Annotated in this window: 6 protein-coding genes; 4 read left to right on the top strand and 2 right to left on the bottom strand. The window is 59.9% G+C overall.

Going from position 1 to position 20,157, the window contains the following annotated elements; all coding sequences use genetic code 11:
- Positions 1 to 230 precede the first annotated feature (230 nt).
- Entirely contained in the window at positions 231 to 3,044 is a 2,814-nt protein-coding gene (locus AC04SH_RS26115; RefSeq protein WP_488480682.1) for a TrlF family AAA-like ATPase, read from the bottom strand.
- A gap of 117 nt (positions 3,045 to 3,161) precedes the next feature.
- Positions 3,162 to 9,149 (bottom strand): anti-phage protein ProA, encoded by a 5,988-nt coding sequence (gene proA, locus AC04SH_RS26110; RefSeq protein WP_488480681.1) that lies wholly within the window; start codon positions 9,147 to 9,149, stop codon positions 3,162 to 3,164.
- 317 nt (positions 9,150 to 9,466) lie between these two features.
- Here proA and AC04SH_RS26105 point away from each other — a divergent pair, with 317 nt between their 5' ends.
- The 4 genes from AC04SH_RS26105 to AC04SH_RS26090 all read left to right on the top strand — a co-directional run bounded on the left by AC04SH_RS26105 (position 9,467) and on the right by AC04SH_RS26090 (position 19,845).
- Positions 9,467 to 10,726 (top strand): metallophosphoesterase family protein, encoded by a 1,260-nt coding sequence (locus tag AC04SH_RS26105; RefSeq protein ID WP_488480740.1) that lies wholly within the window; start codon positions 9,467 to 9,469, stop codon positions 10,724 to 10,726.
- A complete protein-coding gene (locus tag AC04SH_RS26100) occupies positions 10,723 to 14,193 on the top strand; it encodes an ATP-binding protein (protein ID WP_488480680.1) in 3,471 nt (1,156 codons plus the stop codon). The genes AC04SH_RS26105 and AC04SH_RS26100 overlap by 4 nt, the downstream gene beginning before the upstream one ends.
- Before the next feature lie 313 nt (positions 14,194 to 14,506).
- Positions 14,507 to 18,076 carry an AAA domain-containing protein gene (locus tag AC04SH_RS26095; RefSeq protein WP_488480679.1) on the top strand — a complete coding sequence of 1,190 codons (3,570 nt, stop codon included), beginning with the start codon at positions 14,507 to 14,509 and terminating at the stop codon, positions 18,074 to 18,076.
- A complete protein-coding gene (locus AC04SH_RS26090) occupies positions 18,073 to 19,845 on the top strand; it encodes a phospholipase D-like domain-containing protein (RefSeq protein ID WP_488480678.1) in 1,773 nt (590 codons plus the stop codon). Before AC04SH_RS26095 ends, AC04SH_RS26090 begins: the two co-directional genes overlap by 4 nt.
- Positions 19,846 to 20,157 lie beyond the last annotated feature (312 nt).

Here is a 20,157-nt window from a genome sequence, read left to right as displayed (position 1 = left end):
ACGTCCTCTGTCCTCGGACAGAGGACACTAAGCACAGCGCAGCCCGCTGTCAACGACCACGCCTGTGAAGCGGGTTGAGCGGGCGGTACAGCAGCGCAACCGTAGTCCTTAAGCTTTGTCCTCAGTCCCGGGACGGTGGACAAGCATGGGATTGGCGGAGCACACCAGCATAGCGGCTCATGCTCCGTTCCGAGACTGCGCCGATTACCAAGAACGGCGGTCCTGTCGCCTCACACGACGGCGTACTTCCTTCCCCGCAATTCGAAAGCTCGCATTCCGCCTTCCATTGTTTCGGTTATGGCTTCCCTGACTGCGGGAGTTTCAATCGCCCCATCCTCTTCAATCGCAATTTGAGCTGCTCTTACAGCCTCCGTGGCGTTCGGCTCGACACTCGGCACCAGAGCCACAACCTTGTCGGCGTCGCCATTTACGACGAAATTCGGGTTGTGGGTGGCGAAGATTAGTTGACGCTTGCGTTTGGTGGTCTGCAGCAGCTTGGCGATTGCCATGATCACTCGGTTATCGAGGTCATCTTCTGGCTGGTCGATTATGAGCGTTCCTGCTTCCTGGTGCAGGAGCAGCGTGAGCAGCGCCGAGGCCTGCTGTCCCGGCGATGCACGTTCAAACGGCATGTAGCTCCCTCGGTCTCTGTAGTCGAAGCGAATGAAAGGCGACGCCCACGCTGACAAGAATTTGCCGAGGCGATCATCGTCCAACCGCCCCAGCACGAGGCGCGCCTGGTTGTCGGTCAGCCAAGTGAGCACTGCCTTCAGCTCAGTGATATCATTTGGATCGACTTCATTCCCGTGACCACGCAGGACCTGTCCATGCCTGATTCGTTGCAAGCGGTGGACAAGCTCCTCCCATCCTTGACGCCCGTTACGGGCTGCGGTTTCGACGAGCTCCCGGCAGCGGACCTCTACTTCGCGGATGCCACAACGTTCGCAAAGCTCCATCAGAGCGTCCACGAAGCGACGCGGGATTGTCTCCTCCTCCACATGGGCGCGAAGCACTCCGGTGGACATCTCGATTACGTGATCCGATGCCTCGTTGAGGATTTCTCGCATCGTTGTCAGCCTCGTTCCGAGCAGCGTCCTCGCCTCTGCAAGCCTGACCTCGACCCCGACCAGTTTGGACATGGCCGTTTTGGCGTCCTGCAGGCTTCTCTCAGCGACCTGCTGTTCTTCTCCGAGCTGACGGAACTCTGCAAGCAGCGTTGTCAGATGTGATTGCGCCAAGCTCGCGACAGCGTATTGCTCGTTGAATTTGGCTTGGTCGGTGCCGAATTCGCCCTGATGCCGCGCGAGCTCCTCAAGCGCCATCGCAAGCGCTTCCGTGATTTCGTCAATGGCGCCGCGAATCCGGTCGTTCAACCGCATGATGACTTGCCGTGCGTTATTGACGGACGAGGTCTCGACATGGCTTTCCCACCCTTCCATTGGAATCTCCTTCAGAAGGTTTGCCTGGTCGAGCGTTGCCTGGACCAGTTTCACGGCGGTCTGGAACGAGGCCAAGGTTCGATTATAGATCGGCTGCTGGTCGAGAACGGCCTGCTGCTCGGCACTCAGACCGCCCTGTTCAAGACGGCTCCGGATCGACTCAAGTCGCCTCGCCAAGTCGGCAGAAGCAGATTCGGCGCGGTTGAACGCAGCTTGCGCCGCCCAACTTTGGACGACCTGCTGGAAGGCCGCCCGGATCGCGCGTTCCGCCTCGTCGATATCCTGTTCTGCCTTGCGCCGGCGATCGACACTTTCTGCCGCCGCTATGCCAGTTATCTGTTCATCGGCGGTCTCTGGCCGCCTCACCATCGTCGACAGCTGTTTTTGAGAAAATGCGCGGGCGCGAAATCGTTCCTGCGCTACACTGATGGGGAGGTCGCGGGCCTGTCCGTCCAAACACACGGTTATCATGGTCTGCTTGTCGAGCGTCCGCCGCCACGTCTCGACGACGCCATTGCGGTCGAGGTCGACCTCGACGAACCCCCCTATCAACGTCGAGGTGATCATGTCGCGTTCGCGACTGGTTGCCACGTCGTCGGCAGCGTCCAGGGTGCTGCGACCAAGCGCGAACCGCAGATATTCCAGGATTGCTGATTTCCCGGAGCCTCGGCCGCCGATCAGAGTGTTGAAGCCATCGTTGAATGTTATGGTGAAATTGTCTCCCGTCAGCGTCGAGCTTACCCGCAATTCCAAAACGCGCTGGCTGGGGATGGACGGCTCCGCATAAGTAATGCGCGCCTCATCCGCCAACACCGCTTGGCGGACGGCTTCCGCCGTAGCCTCGCCGAGCCGCATCCAACATGCATTGATGCCGAGGTCGGCATAGTTGGAAGCGCGATTGTCGCCGGTGGTGATGATGCCGTGCCGGCGATCACCCCAATCTGATATCTCCCCGTAGATCTTCTTTCGCGTCGTCTCGTCGAGGCTTGCAAACGGCTTCTCGTTATAGACCCCGTCGACTTCGAGGTCGGCGAAACGCTGATGAAAGCCCTGCCTCAATATGTCCTTGTGACCGCCCCTGCTAGCATGCGGAAGAGTGATGTTCCTGCCCTTGAGCATTTCGTCCTGGAAGATCGCCCCCAACAGATCCTCAATGTCTTTTCCGCAGAGGCTGGCTTGCGGGGCTCGAGCGGCAAGTTGATCTGGTGCAGGCACTTTGGGCATCATGCCAAACAGGCGACCTATGACACTGGTTGACGTATCCTGGTCGAAAAGGATCAAGCACTGGACAGAGTCGTTGCACGTCACCTCCATGCCCGGGAGCAACCATAGCGTCGACTTGGCTGCCGGTGATCTCTCGATTGCCCGAGCCACATAGGGGTACATGACTATATCGTGATGATCGGTAATCGCGATCGCTCCGATCTCCCTCTTGAGACATGCCGCCACGAATTCATCCGCCCACGCTTCGCGCGCCAGCTCCTTCTCCTCGGATCCGCCTGGCAAGCCACCGCCGCCTGTCCATCCGGCGTCGCGCGGCGTATGGATCTGGAAGTCGGTCTTTCGCCACACCGCCCCCGGGTGACGTCCCTTCGCATGTTTCATTCCACCCCCAACTCGCGGATGCCGTGGTTAGATTCTAGACGCGTGACCCGCACAGAGTTCCGACCGTGTCAAGCCGGTTCAAGTTGCAAAGAAGCGATAGAGATCGGGCGCCGTGTCCTATTGCTGCCCGTGAGAGGGGATTGCCATGTGCTGCTTTGCTTTGGCGATTGCCTCATCCAGGCGCGCCCGTGAGATTGCGGCGAGGCGTTCCACCCCCAGAAGATGGGCCAGGTCGCGTGCGGGGTCGGGCATGTCGAGAAGTCCGGGATTGTCGAAAACCACCGAGGCAAGCTCCGCCAAAGGTATGTCGGCAATGGAGCGTCGGGCCTCTTCATTGAGCGGCCGGCGATAGGACAAGAATTCCGAGACCGCTCCCTTCTTCCAGATGAATTCGCCGCTCGATTCCTGTGTACGATCCACATCGCGCAGATGAAGGTCGATCCGTTCACGGATGCGTCCGCCCGTGCGCAGCCACCCGTGTGCACGGGCAATGCGTTGGGCAAGAACATCAGCGCGCAGCGGGCTTTCCACCTCAACGACTGCTTCTATCATTCCCCGTAACGTGGTTCCGTAAGCAAACTCGAAGAATTGCTCCGCGTTTGGCCGGAAGGCGGCGAAGTCCGTTATCCGGTAACGGCTTTCCTCCAGATTGCCCTGGTCCGCCATTGTTGCGAGCGCCGAAACGCCCAAAGCCTCAGGATTTGTCGTAGCATTTGCCGAAACGAGATCGACCTCCAATGTGGCCGGCAGGGGTGGGAGCTCTTCGGTCGCCGTTGACGGAGGCTCGGCAGTCTCGATTGTCGGTTCGACCGCTTGGCCCATTTGCCAGCGGACCGTCGCCTCTTGCGTCTGTTCGCTCGAGTGGCGCGCCCGGTTCTGCTCGAGCAGACTCATCAGACTTGTATGAAGACGCTCGGCACAGCCCCCGGCATCGAACCACCAATCCGTTGACCAGACGCGAAGGATTGTCCAGCCGAGGCCAGTCAAGACCTGTTCGCGAACCTTGTCCCTGTCTCTCGCCGTTGCGGACCGATGGTAAGTCGCTCCATCGCACTCGACGCCTGCCAGATACGCACCTGCGAGATCCGGATGCCGGATGCCGAGGTCTATCCGGAAGTCGGAAATTCCGACTTGCGGAACGACTGTCCAGCCGCGCTGCTCAAGATGATCGGCGACTGCTTCCTCGAACGGAGAATCGAAATCACCGACGGATCCAAAATTCTCGCTGGGCAAGGCGATTGGGCCTCTTTCGGCGTAGTCCAGGAATGTCTTGAGATGCTGAACCGCAATCGCCTTGCTTCGCGACGGATCTATCTGGTCGGCGGTGAAGCCGGAAAAGACGATGAGCTCCTGGCGGGCTCGTGTCACCGCGACATTGAGGCGGCGCTCGCCGCCCTCACGGTTCAGCGCCCCAAAATCCATCGCAGGCGGCTTTCCGGATGGATCCTTGTAGAACGTTATCGAGAACAGGATCACGTCCCTCTCATCGCCTTGGACGTTTTCAAGGTTCTTGACGATCGTGGGTTCAGTCCGGTCTTCGGCAAAGAACCATTCGAGTTCCGGATGATCCCGGCGCGCGGCATCCAGGAGGTCGAGGATCAGCGATTGCTGTTGTGCGTTGAAGGTGATCACACCGAGCGTTGGACGCCCATTCTCGGGCAGTGCCAGCCATTGCTTCATCCGCCCGACGGCCTCGCGCACGACCGCCATTGCCTCGACCTTGTTCGTCCGGCTCTTGCCGCGGTCATAGATGCCATCGGGTATTTTGCGCAGGCTCACCGCGCGATCGTCGACCGCCGGGGACGGGAACGTCACAAGCCGGTTGTTGTAATAATGGTGATTGGAGAAGGCGATCAACGACTCGCTTCGGCTTCGATAGTGCCATCTGAGATTGCGCACCGGAATCCCCGACGCCCTTGCTTCGTCAAGGATGCTCTCAAGGTCTTTCTCGTGGTCGGCGATATCTTCCTCTTCCTCGTTGCGGCCGAAGAAATTGGTCGGCGGCAGCTGTTTTGGATCGCCAACGATGATAGTCTGTCGCGCCCTGGCAATGGCGCCGACGGCGTCCCACGTGGTTATCTGCGAGGCTTCGTCGAAGATCACCACGTCGAACAGCGCCTGGTTGGGCGGCAGGTACTGCGCGATCGAGAGCGGTGACATCAGCATGCAAGGGGCGAGCTTGCCAAAGCTCTGTGGTATCTTGCCAATGACGTCGCGGATCGACTGGCTGGGTCGCTGGAGTTCCATCTGATAGCGCAGCAACCCAAGCTCGGAGTTGCGCGAGACGCTCTGTACCGAAGGCAGCCCATGTGCAAGCGCGCTGACGACGCGCTGCGTGGCATGCGTGCGCACCAGATCGTCGATCTCACGAAACTCGCTGATCGCATTCTCATGCTGGAATCTGCGGAAGTTGCGCAACACCGCGTCATTGTCGAGAACCGTGGGCAGCCACCATCTGGCATAGCCGATCTGAAAAGCCTCACGCGCCTGGTCGGGCGCAATGGCGCCGGTCTCGATCTGCTCGACGAGGGGTGCCAGATGATGTTGGACCGCTTGGGCCTTCACGCCGCACCAGGCTGCCCAATTGCGAAGCAGGTTCCGGGAGTCTGCCAGCGCGATCAGCTTTGCGCGCAGAGCCTCGAGGCCGGGACCATCGGCGGCATCCGGAATGTCGTGTCCCGCGGTATCGCTGAATGCCAGGCGCGAGGCATGGAAATCCTTGATGGCGGCCAGCAGCCGGTCGCCCGCTCCGCGCAAGCGATCGTTTTCAAGGGTGCCGCGCAGACTCGGCGCCACGGCCCGCACGACGGTGCGGAACTCGTCCGGGCTTCGTCCGGGAATCCGCAGTGACAGGCGAAGGCGGCGAGCGAGATCAAGGATATTGGCAACGTCTTTTACGTCCGTTGTCAGCCCGTCGACAGGCAATGGCTTGCCCGCCAAGTGGCTTTGGTCGATGGCCGACAGGGCTGCCTTCATCCGGCGCAATAGGTCAAGATCCTTGCCGGGTTCCGCGGTCCCGCGTAGCGCGCGATCCTGGAGCTGCTTCTGGACCTTGCGCGTGCCAAGCACTGACTTTGGCCAGAACGAAGCCTGCGCATCGCGCCATTGTCGGTCGAGGGAATCTATGTCGATGTCGCGGACGACCGCGATGTCATAGGCGGCGGAAAGGCCACGCTCTGCCTCGCGATAGTCCCCGATCGAGCGCTCCAGCCTGGCGAGCGCTTCGCCGAAGGTAGGGAAATCCCGGTCGTAGGCAATCGAGACATCGCGGTTACGCGACTGAGCCAGCAGCTGCGCCAACTCGGTCAGCGACTGCAACTCTGCTTTAGGCAGTTCGCCGGCCGCGAGGCCGAGACAGGACTGATAATCCCGTATCGATGCCGTCAATTGGCCGATTGCCGAATGAAGCGATTTCGCTGCGCCAAGCAGCCTCATTTGCCAGTCGCCGCTCCACTCTTTGACATCGACCAGGTCCAGCGCTGGCTGGCGTTCGACCGCGGTAAAGATCAGGCCGACCTGCGCCGCCAACTCCTCCAGTTTGAGGAGGGATTGCGCGTCGTGTCCGTCAGGCGCCGACCAGGTGAATGCCGGTGCGGCAGCATCATGCGACCTGAGCGCAATGCCCAAGGCCAGGTAGGGCGTCCAACCGTTTGGGTAGCGCTTGTGCAGTGCCTCGACATAGGCGTTGAGCTCATCGCGGCGAAGGCGAAGCCGCTCGTTCGTGGCGACCCATTGCGAGGCGTCTGCTCGTCCTCCTTGTTCCCATGAGGCTTTCAGTTGGGCGAGGAAATGCTTGCGGTCGGCCTTGTTGGAATGCAACTCGATGCAGTGATTACCAAGCCCATGCTCGCGCAGTCGTCGATAGACGACATCGAGCGCCGCGGTCTTTTCGGCAACGAACAGGACCGTCTTGCCCACGGCCAGGCAGTTGGCGATCATGTTCGCGATGGTCTGGCTCTTTCCCGTCCCTGGCGGTCCGACGATGACGAAATCGCGCCCCTCGGCGGCCGCCATGCTTGCTGCCGTTTGCGAGGAATCCAGCGGGAGAAGGCCAATTATGTTCGAAGGCTCATAAACCCGATCGAGTTCTGCCTCGTCGCGAAAGGCGGGTTGATTGCCCGAACCATCGAAGGCCTGCTCGGGTGTATCGATGAGGTGGCGAACGACCCTGTTCTGACGAAGCGCGTCGGTTCTTTCGGCAAGGTCCTTCCACATCAGGAACTTGGCGAAGGAGAAGGTTGACAGCGCGGTCTCGTCGATCACCTCCATGCCGGGAACATCGCGCACCGCGTGTCGCATCGAAGACAGGACCCGCGGCACGTCGATGCCGCTGTCGTCGAGCGGCAGGTCGCCGGCGAACTGGGGCAGGCGAAGTTCGAAATCGCGTTCCAGGAATAGCAGAAGCGTGGCGTTGAAGCGAGGCTCGTCCTCGTGGAAGCGGATGGTAAAACGTGAGCTCGCGCTGCGCCGTTCGAGCCGGACCGGCACCAGCAGCAGCGGCGCCCGATAGCTGCGCTCGTCCTCGGGCTTCTTCTTCCAGCGAAGGAAACCCACAGCAAGGAAAAGCGTGTTTGCCCCGCCTTCGGCGAAGTCGTTGCGCACTTGCCGGTAGAGGTCGATCAGCCTCGCCTCCAGCTGACGGGCATCCAGCGTCGAAGCGAGTTCATCCCGCAGCAGCGCGTCGGCCGCGTAACCGCGTAGCAGATCGCGACCGTGCACATCGCGGTAGAGTTCCGCGTCGCGCTCCCCCAATGGGTTCTGCTCGGGCAAGGAGATGATGCGGACTGCCGCACCATTTGCCAGCCTGTCCTCCAGATAGGCCACGTCGGTGCACAAGAACGGGATCGTCTTCTTCGAATCTGGGAAGTTGAGAAGGCGGTTCCTGAGTGTCAGGTCGAGCAGCTTCTTTTGCCAACGTTGGATGCGACCCACCGCAGTGGTGGGCTTGATCTCAACGGCTTCTGCCGGCATCTCGCCGACTGCTGGCGCCGCGGGGAGGGGCAAAGCCACCCCGGCCGCCGCCTCTTCATCGACCGCATTGCGTCTGACCGGCTCGTGCGAGGCAAGCGGCGTGATGCCGCCACTGCGCGATCGACGCACGTCTATGGCCGCGACGAAGGCATGCGCTTGCTCCTCCGCAAGGCGAATGCCGAGCGCGTTCTGGGCGGCCTCGAGCGTTAGCGCGGGCCGGTGCGTGACGCCTGTGGTTTCGAAAGCGATGAACTCGCGCGAGGCCAGCGCCTTGCGGACCTCCATCTGATCCGTTTCAACCGCGTTGGAGAAGGTGCGCTTGGTGAGCCAGACCCCCACAGCGGCATGTCCATCAAACATCAGGACAGCAGGGTGGAGGCCGGCTCCCTCGAGGGCGGCGGCAAAAAGAAGTGAGCTGTCCAGGCAGGTAGCCAGCCGCTCCTCCGCTATAGTGGAAGGACGCCTGACTTTCTGGCCACGGCTCTCGAAGCTCGCAGGAGGCTCGGCATAGTGCGGCCCTATGCCGGCGACCGCCGAATAGATGGCAGCCGTCAGCATGAATGCCCGTTGCGGGCTTTGCGACTGGTAGCCGTCAAGGCCACTCGGATGCCCGTGCGCGGCGAGTCGTTCCGCGGCTGCCCTGAGGATCGGTGCAACACCGGGATCATTCGGCATCACGAAGGCCGGGAGCAGCTGCGCCATGTCGGCAACGCCACCCCACTCGTCGCGAGCAAGCAACCTGACTGTCAGACGCAGTTCGTCGAAGACCTCGCCCGCCGCCGACAGCCGCAAGGTGATCTCACCCCGTTCGGCCTCGTTGAGGCCTGCCAGATAACCGGCGTCGAGCTCGACCTTCCGATCGCTCACCTGAAGGCGGTCGCCGGGAACGAGGCGGTCAATTGTCCAGGTTTTCGGCCGCAGGAACGACGGCGATGACGTCAGTTCGAGCCGGCAATTGTCCAAACTGCGCGCGGTGTCGTTATCGAGCCGGATGGATCGAACAACCGGAATTGCATTCTGATAGGATGCATATGTGAAGCTAGACGCTACGTCCGCGACTATGCGCGGGATAGTCGGGTTTTCCGCTGCGACACTATCATTTGTTACTAACTCTGAACTATCGGCAGATTGCATTGACCCCAGTCCCCCGAGTTCAGATTAACAGTATTTTCGGGAGATAAAAGGCTCGATGTGGGCGGCACGAATACAAAGGGTTCGTTTGTCCACTCGATAATTGGGCCAAGCAAGATCGACCGGTTCTGAACGTAACGCATGGCCGGAAGTGCGACGAAGGTCGCCGTTGGCGCCGTGACTCCAATTTGCCGCGACTGTTGCGGAACGCTACCGGTCTTTGCTACCGAAACCGACACGTTTTCGCTGCACGCCCTGATGGTCTGGGCGGATCTTTGACTGTGTTTGGCCTGAGCAGTTTGGTGCTGGAGAGCATTCCGTTGGCATTTCGATTTATTCATACGGCCGATATTCACCTCGACTCACCGCTGCGTTCGCTCGCTTTGCGCAATGCCGACCTCGCCGATCTCATCGGAGATGCTAGCCGACAGGCATTTACCGCAATCGTGGATCTTTGCCTTGCGGAACGTGTCGACGCGCTTGTGATCGCCGGCGACCTCTATGACGGCGACCAGACTTCGATGAAGACGGCGCGCTTTCTGGCATCCCAGATGAGGCGTCTCCAGGAGGCCAGTGTCAGGGTCTATATGATCCGCGGCAATCATGACGCCATGTCGCGGATTACGAAGCAGCTCGTGTTGCCCGACACAGTGACCACTTTTGGCGGTCGCTGCCAATCCGTGATCCAGTCTGGCGTGGGAGTGGACGTTGCGTTCCATGGGCTGAGCTTCGCCAGTCCGAAGGCGCCCGAAAGCCTGCTGCCTAAATACGCAGGTCCACAGGAGGGAGTTGCCAACATCGGCATCATGCACACGAGCCTGTCCGGCTCCCTAAGCCACGATGTTTATGCACCTTGCAGTGTCGCGGACCTGCACGGTCACGGTTTTGACTATTGGGCGCTTGGCCATATCCACGTTCGCCAGGTCTATTCCGGCGTGAGCACGCTGGTAATGCCCGGGATCCCTCAGGGTAGGGACATTAACGAGGCGGGCGAGAAGTCGGTCACGCTGGTCACCATTCGCGACGATCGCTCCGTCGAGATCGAGGAGCGGCCCACCAGTGTCGCGCAGTTCGAGCGGGTGAGCGTCGATCTGACCGGGACGTCCGAATGGAGCGAGGCCATCGTCCGCATCCGAGCAGGACTGGAGCGATCCCGCGAGGCGGCCGGGTCGCGCTACCTTGTTGCCCGCCTTGGGCTGGTCGGCACGTCTGCCCTTTCATGGTCGCTGATGCGCGATCGGGACCTGGCAGTCGCAGAAGCCGAACAGGCAGCGGAACAGGTGGGGGACACCTGGGTGGAGAAGCTGGAGCTTGATCTTTCGACGCCCGCTGCCAGAGATCCGGGAAATATTGTGGATCCAACTTTGGAACTCGCGCAGTCCATGCGCGCCAATGCAAGCTCAGAAGCATTTCGATCCGAAGCGCGCGAATTCGTATTGAAGACCATCGCGGACCTGCCGCCCGATGCTCGGGGCTTCGCCGGCAAGGACGAAGCAGGGCTCGAACAGTTTCTCGACGATGTGCTTGCCGGAAGCGTTGACCTGGTCACGGCCCGGCTCAAGGCAGGTGCGACGCGATGAGATTGCGGCGCCTTGACCTGACCCGCTACGGCAAATTTACCGATAAGGCGATCGACTTCGGAGAGAAACCGGTTTCAGGCCCCGATCTCCACATTGTCTTCGGGCTGAACGAGGCTGGCAAGTCGACCGCGCTTTCCGCCTACCTTGATCTGCTCTTCGGCATCGAGGAGCGCAGCCGCTACAATTTCCTGCACGAATATAGCTCCATGCGCATCGGCGGGCTGCTCGAATTCGAGGCGCAGACGCTTGCCGTTTCACGCACCAAGAGTCGCAGCAACTCACTGCACGACGCCGAAGGCAGGCCGCTGAGCGAAATTGCCATTTTGGCGCACCTCGCGGGCTTGTCCCGCGAGGCCTACAGCAGCATGTTCTCGCTCGATGACGAGACGCTAGAAGCGGGCGGCAAGGCGATCCTCGAATCGCGCGGCGATCTCGGCAAGCTCCTTTTCACCGCCAGTGCTGGGCTTGGCCATGCCAGCGATGTCCTGGCCGCACTGGAGACCGAGGCCGACAGTCTTCATCGAAAACAGGCCCAGAGCACCGAAATCGCGTTGCTGAAGAAGCGGTTCGCGGAGCTCAAGTCCCGCAAGGAGGCGATCGACACGCTGGCTTCGACGTTCGAGGCGCTCGAGGCGGAACGGGTGGAAGCCCAAGAAAAGTATGACCGCAGCCTGGCTGAACGCGCGGTGTTGTCAGCGCGGCTGGCTACAATCGACCGATATGTGCGCGCCGCGCCGCTCCTGGCCGAGATAAAACGCAAGGCAAGCAGGCTGGCTGAGCTGCCTGACATGCCGTCTCCCCCCAGGACCTGGAGTGGCAGCGTCGCGGAATTGATCGATCAGGACGCGCAGCTTAGGACCCGTCTCCAGGCGAATGCCGATGAGATCGACCGGGCGAAGGCAAAGATAGAAGCAATCGCTGTCGACGACGCTGTGCTGGCGATTTCCGAGAAGGTGCGAGGACTAGCCGACCGCAAGGCGCGCTATGCGTCCGCGGGGATGGATCTGCCGACCCGCAGGATGGAAGTCCAGATGCTTGACCAGGTGGTGGTGAACTGTCTCGCCGCGCTCGGAAGATCGGCCGAACAGGATCCATCCCGGCTCATCCTGCCGGCCGTTGTGGTCGGCACGCTCCGCACTATGGTCGAACAACGCTCCGGCATCACGACCAGCCTGCGGATGGCCCGCGACGAAGCCGCTGCCGCGCTCCACGGGCTTAACGCTGCGCGAGGTCGCGTTGGCGAGGAGAGAGCGGTGCCCGAGCCCGCAAGAGCCAGGCTGATGGCAGCCGTGTCGGAGGCGAAGGCCAGTAGTCACGCACGCGAGATCAGAGAGGCTCGCGCGTTGGAGGACGAGCGGCAAACAAGGTTGGCCGACGCGATGCGGCGCCTTCGGCCTTGGTCGGGAGATGCGGACGCACTTTCGAAGATGCCGATCCCGCCATCCATGCAGATGGCTGGGTGGAAGACACTGGCCGCGGACCTTCAAAGGGAGAAGGCGGTTTTTTCGGAGCGCCTGGCTGAGCATGAACAAAGTCGGATCGTGACGTTGTCACGTCTAGCTGCTGCTCGCGCCTCGGTCGACATCGCCGACGATGACACAGCCGAAGCCATTCGCCGAGGGAGGGACGAGGCCTGGCGAAATCACCGGGCCGACCTCAAGGCCGAAACAGCAGCTATCTTTGCCGCAGCACTCGCAAAGGACGATCATGTCGGCGCGGCTCGATTGGCCCATGCGGGCGAGCTCGCGGATCTGCGCGCAATCAGGCAAAAGGTTGCCGAGGCCGAATCGGCAATTGAGCGCGTAAGCAGCCAAATCGCGGGAGTGGCCAGGCGCGCAGAAACGGCATCCGCCGAAATCAGGCGAATGTCTGGCGCCTTGCTTGAGGATTGCGAGGCCCAGTCGCTCGACCTCCTGATCGGACTTCTCGAGGATCGCCTCTCCGCGCGCGCCGACGCCCTTGCCGCCTGGGACGACATCCTGCTCGCACGCGCAAGGATTGAACGGGCAAAGGCCGAAGGAGAGCGGATCCGTCTCGGATTGGCCTCGGCCCTTCGAAGCGTTGGAATTCAGCCGGAAGCTGTGGAGGCCTTGGAGGCAATGGTGGTCACCGCCGACCGATTTCTGGAGAGGCAGGCAAAGGTCGACGCGGAACGAGCGGAAGCGTTGAGGAGCGTCGCGGCGAAGGAAGAGGAGCTCGCCGCTAGGCAGCTCGCGGTTGAAATTGCAGAGCGGCGAGAGAGTGCATGGCAGGCCGAGGTCAAGGAAACGCTTAAGGGGAGCTGGCTCGAAGAAGGCATCGCCGGGACTGGAATTGGCAGCGTGCTCGATCAGTTGTCGGAGCTGTCAAAGGCCCTACAGGATCGTGAGGCCATGCGTATCCGCATAAGCAAGATGGAGACGGACAGGACTGCATTTGCTGAAGAGGTGGCCTGCCTTGGTGCGCAAGTCGGCGAGCGTGCAATGGACGACGCGCCAGAACAGGTGAGCGTCGGGCTGACTGAGCGTCTGGAGCAAGCCGAGCGTGCCCGTGAGGCGAAGGCAAATCTCCTCCTTGACGTTCAAAAGTTGCACGAGCTTCGAGAGGCACTGAACGCTGAGGTCGCGGCAAATGACACCACAAAGCAGGAGGTGCTCGGTGCCTTTGGGGTAGGAACTCTGCCGGAGGTCGCAGAGCGCGATCAACAGCTTCGCGAGCGAGACGGTCTGCACAGTGCCGTGGTCGAGCTTGAGGAAAGACTGACGAGCGAGCTCGCTCTCGACGATTTCGCCCAGGCGCGATTCTTGCTGGAAGGCCTCGATCTCGATGGGCTCACTATTGAAAAGGCCGAAGTCAAGCGTCGCCTCGCCGACGTCGATGAATCACTGCAACAGCAGCTCGTCCGGCGTACCCGCGCGACTGACAAGATCGATGCGATCGGCGGCGACAGCGCAGTTGCCCGGATCGATGCCGAGCGCCGCACCGTCCTTCTCGACATCGAGGAGAAGGCTGCCCGGTACATCGAATTGAAACTTGGGGTGATGTCGGCCGCGAGCGCGCTTCGGGTCTACCGCGAACGTCACCGCTCTGGAATGATGAACGAGGCCTCCGACGCCTTCGCACTGATCACGAGAGGCCAGTACACGGGGTTGACGACCCAGCCGGTAAAGGGCGGCGAGGTCCTCATCGCGACACAGCGGGATGGCCAGTCGAAGGTCGCAGATGCTTTGTCAAAAGGCGCGCGTTTTCAGCTCTATCTGGCTCTACGCCTCGCCGGATATTACGAGTTTGCCAACCTCAGGCCGTCTGTTCCGTTCATCGCAGACGACATCATGGAAACGTTCGATCATCTCAGGTCGGAGGAAGTTTTCCGCCTGTTCGGCAAGATGGCCACTGTGGGCCAGGTAATCTACCTCACGCATCATCAGCACCTGTGCGAGATCGCCAAGACGGTGGTCCCCGACGCAATGATCCACGAGCTCGGGTAATTCCCGCTGGTTTCATTGTTGCCCCGTCTCGCGAGGCAAGTCGCATTGTCAACAACCGCTTTGCGCCTCATGTCTGCCGCACAAATCAGCTTTGCTGCTGCCTGAAACCCGACATAGGCCGGTGACCACGCTGAAGGTCGCGTCGACACCATCGACGGACTGTCCCCGAGCAGCTGCTCCCAAGAAGCAGGTGTCGCGAGAAACTTGATCCTACTAGTCGGCAATTTTAGACTTCATCGATTCCCATTGTCGTCGACAACTATACACAACGCTGCTTATATGGTGAGAAAAATGCTTTGATAGTGGGGGGCAAATGGCACGTCGCAAGGGGCAGACTGGATTTCTTTCGACCTACACCGTTGACGATAGTTATTTGCTGAAACCCGATCGTACGCGCGGTAGGCCAGGAATGTTACGCGGGCGAAGTCCTTCCGCGATCGACGTACTCATAAAATTCTGGCCTCGCCAGAAAGGCCAGGATGACCAGGATCTAGAGTTGATCTGGCGAAGCGAGATCCGCCAACTTCAGCGTCTAGCGGCGTTGCCGCGCGCTGACGACTTATTTGTACGTATGGTTGGCAGTGGCAAGGATAACGACGGCTTCTACCTTGTTCTCGATCCTGGTTTGGCAAGTCCGTTGGAGATATTTCTTGCGGCCACGCGAAAGCATGAACTCCTGGCACAAGTTCGTCAGGCCCGCGCCCGACGTATTATGTGGGGCAACATCAGGCGGTTAGTCGAGGCGCTTGAACTACTGCATTCTCAGGGCGCTATACACCGCAATCTCGACCCTTGGGCCGTCATCACTTCCCTTGGCGACGAGCCAGATTTTCGGATAACGGGGTTTGAGTGGTCGATGCGCATTGCGGCAGTCGACGCCAACGAAACCAAAAGAATTAAAGCTCCTCGTGTCGACGATTCCTATTCGTTCGCACGCGACTGGAGAGACTTGGCCCATCTGGCCGGACTTGTACTGGACATTCCGAATGCGCCATTGGCCGATCTGAGGATCGTACCCTCGCGCGTCGCGGAACACGCATCGGCCACGGAAATCAGACTTCTCCGATCAATGCTTGGTCTCGAGCCGGTCGAGCGGCTCGACGGCGAGTTCATACTGAAGCGCATAGACGAGATCATTGACAGCATTTCGGCTGAGGCCGCAGGCAGGGATGCTCGGCTGTGCTTGGCTGTTCGTGTTGGGACGGGCAGTCCCCTTTCGGCGGGGATCCGCAGCGCATCCGGGAACGAAATCGAGATCACCGACGAGATACAGCAAATTCGCTTTATGCTTGATGATTTAGGACGCCACGGACAATTGGTGGCCGTTCGAGACAACAGCGCCCCAGAAGCGAGGTTCGTCCTCGTGGGCAACCGGCTGACCTACAGACTGGCTCCCTATCGTCGGCCCGGATCTGCGGAAAGCGGCAATTGGGAATTCGCGTACTGCGAGCGCGCCGATGTCGATCCACCCCATCCGGCAACGATTGTCGGCGATACCGCAATCGATAGTGACGCCCTCGACATTGTGCGCAACGTCGACGCCACTCAATCTTTCCCTCGTCGTCGCGGCAAAGTCCAACGTTGGGACGACTACACACGAAGAACGATTGCCGCGCTTGCGCGCAAGTCCGACCTTGAGCGGATGCACCAGTCCTTTGCGCTACTGCTGATCCTCGAGATGGCATATGCTGCAGCTGATTTCTTTCCCGTGGAAATTTTCTCCAGGAGCAACGCGGGGCGGTCTGATCAGCAGGCCATTCGGCTCGTCTCCCGCCACGATGCCGATCGGGCGAAGTTGTCAACCTCACTTGGATTAGAAGCTCCGGCCGTCCGTTTGACGAAGATGCTCAACAATGAGGAAATGCGTGAAGATGGTGCATGGACGCTAACGGAACCCGGTATGTTGGGCGAGCGCTCGACGCCGACAACAAGCTGGCGCTTTGTGGAGCTCGAAGATGTCAACGACATCGAGTGTATGAAATTCGAAGGGACCGCGCTTCCTCAGCACCGATCTACGGCCTACCTGGCGCCTAGCGAAATGATCGGAAGGATCGCGCAATTCAAGCGCCGTTTGAAGGCGCTTGGAGCCCTGGGTGAGCACGGAGAACTCCTCCGGATGCTCGCAGATCAACGGCACCGTATCGAGGACAGTCAGGACCCTCTGGACGAGACATCGTCTGCATTCCAAGACCTGGACAGTTCAAAGCAGCAGGCGCTTCGTGAAATCCTTTCCGTCATTCCGCTCTTCCTTCTCCAGGGTCCTCCGGGTGTGGGCAAGACATATCTGGTTGGCGATCTCGTGAGGCGACGGTTTGACGATGAGCCGATCACCAGAATTTTACTGTCGGCTCAAAGTAATTCCGCGATCGACCATCTCATGAGCGAGGTTCAGACGACGTTTGCCGACGTCAGTTCCGATGAGCGCCCTCTAATGGTCCGCGCGAGATCGGCCGATGATGACGAGGCGTCAGGAGAACTCGAAATAGATGTCCAGGCTGGCAAACTCCTGCAGGACTTGGCAGGCAGCGAGCTTGTCGAGGAGGCAGCGCCGAACCTAACTGCACGCGTCCGGTCCCTGGCCGAAATGCGTACGAGCGGAGGCGCCCGCCGCATAAGTTCAACAGGCGGCCGTCGCATGTCGGCTGAATTGCGCGCTTTCGAAGGCATGATCCTGCGTGCCGCGAACCTTGTATTCGCGACGACGAATTCCGCGGCGGTCGAGCGTCTCATCGAGGAACGAAGTTTGTTCGACTGGACGATCATTGAGGAAGCGGGAAAGGCAACCGGAGGAGAACTGCTTTCTCCTTTGCTTCTGTCTCACCGCCGTCTCATGATCGGCGACCACAAGCAGCTTCCACCCTTCGACCTCGACACGATCACGAAGCTGCTATCATCCACGGAGAACGTTAAAAATGCTGTTTCGCTGGTTGATGATCTGGTCTCCCGGTACCTGAAGGACCCTGGCATTGACGAGATCTTTCGCGAAATAGAAAAGGCCGATGACGATTTTGGGCGGTCATGCGCGGATGCGTTGGCTGTCCTTACGCTGTTCGAGACCTTCGTGGAGAGAGAGTTCGCCCGTCAAAAGAAACGTGACCAGGGTCCTCGCATCGCACGGCGGCTGAACGAACAGTATCGGATGCACCCCGCTATCGCTCAGATAGTCTCGCGTTGCTTCTATGACGGCGAACTGAAGACAAATCCAAAGCAGGAAAGGAAATTCTTAAGCTCGACGGCACCCATTCTATCGGCGGACGCAACACGGCTACCTGACGCTCCTGTGGTCTTCATCGATATGCCCTACGTCCGCGAGGAGCGTCCAGGCGGGCGCGGCGGAGAAAAGCTTCCTCCATGGTCGAATCCCGACGAGGTGCACGCCGCGATGTTAGCGCTGGAACTGCTGCAGTCGAGATCTGACACCCACAAACCCTCGCTTGCGGTGCTTTCTCCATATTGGCAGCAGGTCAATCGAATCGCAGCGCAGATCGCGAAGAGGCGGGATGGGACGCTCGCACATCTACAGCATTTTGTGCCAGCGATCGGCGATCAGGAATTCTGCGGAACAGTTGACTCATTCCAAGGTGGAGAAGCCGATGCGGTAATCGTTTCGTTGGTTCGCAACAACCACCACTCGACCGCTGCCAGAGCGCTGGGCTTTCTTCGGGACAACCGGAGGATGAACGTCCTCCTGAGCCGAGCGAAGTGGCGTCTAGTCTTGATCGGCAGTTTGTCGTTCTACAGGAACATAGCAAAACTCTCTGAGAAGCTACCCGACCAGGACATCGGCTTCCTAAGCGAATTTCTCCGGGTGCTGGAAGAACAAGCCGTCTCAAAACAGGCCGAAATCGTGCCTTGGACTACACTTCGTGGAGGCGCAGTATGAGAGCGGTCCAAGTCGTTTTCCCGGTACTTCGCGGGACGCGTCGCTTCATCATCGAAAAGGGCCGAAGGTGGAGCGTCATCGAGCATCTTCTTTTGGATGCGCTCTGCCGTGAACAGGCGTCTGCGGCTGATCTTGCAGCAAAGTCGAAATTGCCACGACGCGTTGTTGTCGAAGCTTTTATTCGCTTGATGCGTGCGGGCTGGGCGGAAATTGTCACGACACCGAAGGGGCCAAAGTTCCGAGCGACACACGCGGGCCTCGCACGCGCCAAGCATGACCAGCTGCCCGCCGCAACTTTAACAGAGCCGAGATGGCGCGGGTTCGCCATCGAACAAGTGACGGGGGGCGTGTTCCGAAGCCGAGAGTTGGACCTACGTCACCATAGTCGGCTTCCCGTTACGACTGACGATCAGCTTGTCGTGCAACTATCTGGCTCGCCATTGCACTCAATGGGAGAGTTGGGCGAAGTATTCAGCGCGATCGAGGGGGAGGACGAGCTAATTGTCGGTGTCGACAGAGGGGCCGAACGATTGATTGAGCGCCATGCCGTCGTCACCGTTCGAGACTCTGCAGTCGAAGGCTTGCCATCGCGAGCATCAGCCGCGCTGCGGTTCCTGATCCTACAGAAGGCAAAGGAGGCCTTAGATGCAGCGGGGGCAGAAATTGCGGATTCTGGTGTGGTCGCTCCGTCGCCAATTTCCGTCGACCCAAATGATACGTCAGAGCCGTCGAACCGATACGACGGACTCTATGAATCGGGCGATCTGATCATCGACGCGGAAGCGCACGCGCAAGCGTTGGAGCGGGTGATCAAAGGCGCTTCGCAACGGCTGATTATTCATTCGACGTTTGTCACGGACGCTCGCGCTCAGGCAATCATGCCGAGCCTCCTACAGGCTGCCGGCAGGGGAGTGAAGGTCGATGTCTTATGGGGTCAGGATGACATCGGGAGTTCCACGAACTCGTCGCGGCTCGCCGCGGGAAAGCTTCAGGCGGCCGTAGCCGAAGCAGGGCGAACCGATCTCATCTCGGTCCATCCGTTTTCGACCAACTCACATGCCAAGATCGTTGTTGCTGACAACCAAAGGGGCAACTGGTTAGCCCTGCTGGGTTCTTGCAATTGGCTCGCCTCGGACTTCAAGAGTTTCGAGGCGTCGATGCGGCTGCGTGACCCGCTGATGGTCGGCGACTTGGTTCGCAAAATTGCAAGCCTATCCCTGGGCCGACCTGGCGTCTGGAACGATCTTGCGATCGAACTCACGGTGTTGGGCCGTCGGATACGAGAGCTGCCGCGCTCGAATGGGCGGCGGGTACCGATGCGTTTGCTATTCGGCTCAGACCATGCCGGTCTCGTGCTAGAGGCCCGTGACCGAGCGCGACAACGAATTTTTGCTTTAAGTCATCGCATTGGTATTGCGGCGCAACCTGTGGCTCTGCTTCCGACGCTCGCAGCTGTAAAAGCGAACGGTTTAGATGCGACCTTCTACTACGGTCGAACGACCGGGCCTCTAAGCGGTATTGGCGGTGCAGACCTTGCGCGCGAATTTGCCAAGGAGGGCTTGTCGATACTTCCGGTTCATCGGCCCCGCCTTCATGCTAAGGTGCTCGGGTGGGACGACGACGCGCTTGCGATAAGCAGTCTGAATTGGCTTTCCGCCGATCCTGCGGACTCGACACCTTATCGCGAAATCGGTGTTCTTGTTGAGGCACCGAGGATTGCCGACAATTTCTTTCGCCAGTTTGAACTCACCAAGGCGGGCCAAGAATAGCAGTTTGCCTCGGTTCCGAGGACCCCTGCGCTACTTTGTTCAGTGCCGCATTAGCTAAGAGTGGATCGGGCGAGGGAGCCCAATTTCTGAGTAACGTCACGACGATTCTTGGGCTCACCCAAGGTCCACTTCTTGAGATCCCATTCCCCAAGCTGCCAGTCTGCTGGCGGCCCCGTTCCAGCCATTGCCAATGATCACCGGAACTGCGGAATGGGGCAGGCCTATTGAAATCAAAAACACACGATGGCCTCTCAACGTTCGCGTTTTGTGCTTCTAAAGTCGCATAATTGGCAAACTGATATGGCGTTGAGA

The organism is Mesorhizobium sp. CNPSo 4688, assembly GCF_057784295.1.
This window is presented reverse-complemented; position numbering and strand designations above follow the sequence as displayed.

Excerpts from the sequence above, each read along its gene's own strand:
- AC04SH_RS26095 (WP_488480679.1), top strand. The coding sequence starts at position 14,507 with ATGGCACGTCGCAAGGGGCAGACTGGATTTCTTTCGACCTACACCGTT.
- proA (WP_488480681.1), bottom strand. The coding sequence starts at position 9,149 with ATGCAATCTGCCGATAGTTCAGAGTTAGTAACAAATGATAGTGTCGCA.
- AC04SH_RS26115 (WP_488480682.1), bottom strand. The coding sequence starts at position 3,044 with ATGAAACATGCGAAGGGACGTCACCCGGGGGCGGTGTGGCGAAAGACC.
- AC04SH_RS26100 (WP_488480680.1), top strand. The coding sequence starts at position 10,723 with ATGAGATTGCGGCGCCTTGACCTGACCCGCTACGGCAAATTTACCGAT.
- AC04SH_RS26090 (WP_488480678.1), top strand. The coding sequence starts at position 18,073 with ATGAGAGCGGTCCAAGTCGTTTTCCCGGTACTTCGCGGGACGCGTCGC.